General features: G+C 35.0%; 2 protein-coding genes and 1 riboswitch. Both genes read right to left on the bottom strand.

Annotated features, from left to right (window positions below):
- Window positions 1–86 precede the first annotated feature (86 nt).
- Window positions 87–788, bottom strand: coding sequence for a CHASE domain-containing protein (locus C3420_RS16935; protein ID WP_103801088.1), 702 nt, complete (start codon window positions 786–788; stop codon window positions 87–89).
- Window positions 789–831: 43 nt separating this feature from the next.
- On the bottom strand, window positions 832–1,158 hold the full coding sequence (locus C3420_RS17970) for a spore coat U domain-containing protein (protein ID WP_416202842.1): 327 nt from the start codon (window positions 1,156–1,158) through the stop codon (window positions 832–834).
- Between the two features lie 213 nt (window positions 1,159–1,371).
- Window positions 1,372–1,460: riboswitch (cyclic di-GMP riboswitch) on the bottom strand.
- Window positions 1,461–1,620: the final 160 nt, after the last annotated feature.

Raw genomic sequence — 1,620 nt, 5'->3', positions numbered from 1 at the left:
AGTCGTTTGAATGATTTCTTCTTGGTCTACGTGCCATAAAATACTCCATATATTGATGTTTATAACATCATTTGAGGAGCAGAATATCACTTATAGGAGTTGTTCAAATTTACGGATCCATCTCTGTTTTGAATACTACTTAAATTCTCATCATAGATCGGTGTAAATAATAGTACAACTCTTTTACCTGTTGAATCATGCACAGCAGGATGAAGAATCGTAGTACGTGATTCCTCCCAATAAAGAGCATCTTGAATTGCAGACTTTCTCTCTTTAACCGATGCATAGTTTAATCCTCTAAGTACCTTGAGTTGTTCAGGCTCCTTATAGTTCACAGCATAAGCTAAGGGATAAATATAGGATGCTTCATTTTTATCTATTTCCCATATTCGATAATCTGGGAACTCTTGACGCATTTTTGCCTCAAACTCAGGAATAGTAGCTGTAGCGATACGAGGTAGATAACCCACACTGGTTAGGCCAGGTAACCGATCAAATGGATTGGATGCCATAACATAGCGTTCAAATGATTTATTCGTCAAATAGGTATTCGCTTTCACAAAAGCTGCCAGATTTTCATTTTCTACTTGATAACTGACAATTAACTGACGTAATTGATTATTAATCAATTGGGTAGTTTGCTGGAGCTCATTTTTTTGACGAGTTTGGTTATGATCAACCAGTTTTTTTACTGCAATCAATACTATCGATAAACTGATGATAAAAATTAAAATAAATAAGGATATTTCTAATCCTCGTTCATTTAAATTATTGCGTCCTGCTACCACTGATGAAACTCCATGTAATATCTTGCCAGTATCAGCTTCAATTTCAGAAAACTATAGTGACTATAATGGTGTCAGAATAGTTTCCTACTGAGACATTCTGTCTAGCAGAAATACGACCATACAATGGATGTTGTCCAGTTGCTCCTGTTTGTCCACTTATAGTCACACTATTATCTGTACCATCTCCCCATATGAAGGTTCGGGCTGCATCGCTATAGATGTTGTAGATTAAAAAATCAGTTCCGTTTGACATTTTCCTTTCACTAAAGTTTCCTGAGTTGCCCGGATCAAGCTTTAATGTATAAGGTGTTTCAACACTACAATTGACTGTTAATGTCCCAACATTATCAGTGGGATTACCCCTGAGCAGATATCCCCGTTCCTGCAGCTATAGCTACAGTAGTAATAAGAGCGAGTTTATTGAAAAACTTGGCATTAGAAGTCTTCATGATGAACCTCATAATTATGATAAGAAGTGTAATTAGCTGAGCTAAAATTAATTCACTGCAACTAAGACTTATGGCTTGCCAAGGCAACTTAAATTTAAGACAAGAGGAACCCTCACCTTAAAATCAGTAAGACGCGTGGTAACCCCTCGACCATGGAATATAAATATTCTTTAGGCAGGTAGCTTTGCGTCCCCGCTTTTCAACGGGTTTGCCTTTTTCAGCACAATTGATATTTGTGTTTGAATAAACTGGTTAGTATTCATTCATTTCGAAATATATGCGTATTGTTTTTATTTGTAAACATAAACTACAAAAAATAGTTTGATATTAATTAAATATACAAATGTATATTATTATATTTAAAATTCACCATATATATATAT

This window comes from Acinetobacter sp. ACNIH3 (assembly GCF_002918965.1).
GTDB classification, from domain to species: domain Bacteria; phylum Pseudomonadota; class Gammaproteobacteria; order Pseudomonadales; family Moraxellaceae; genus Acinetobacter; species Acinetobacter schindleri.
Note: the sequence above shows the minus strand (reverse complement) of the source record. Positions and strands in the feature narration are given on the sequence as shown.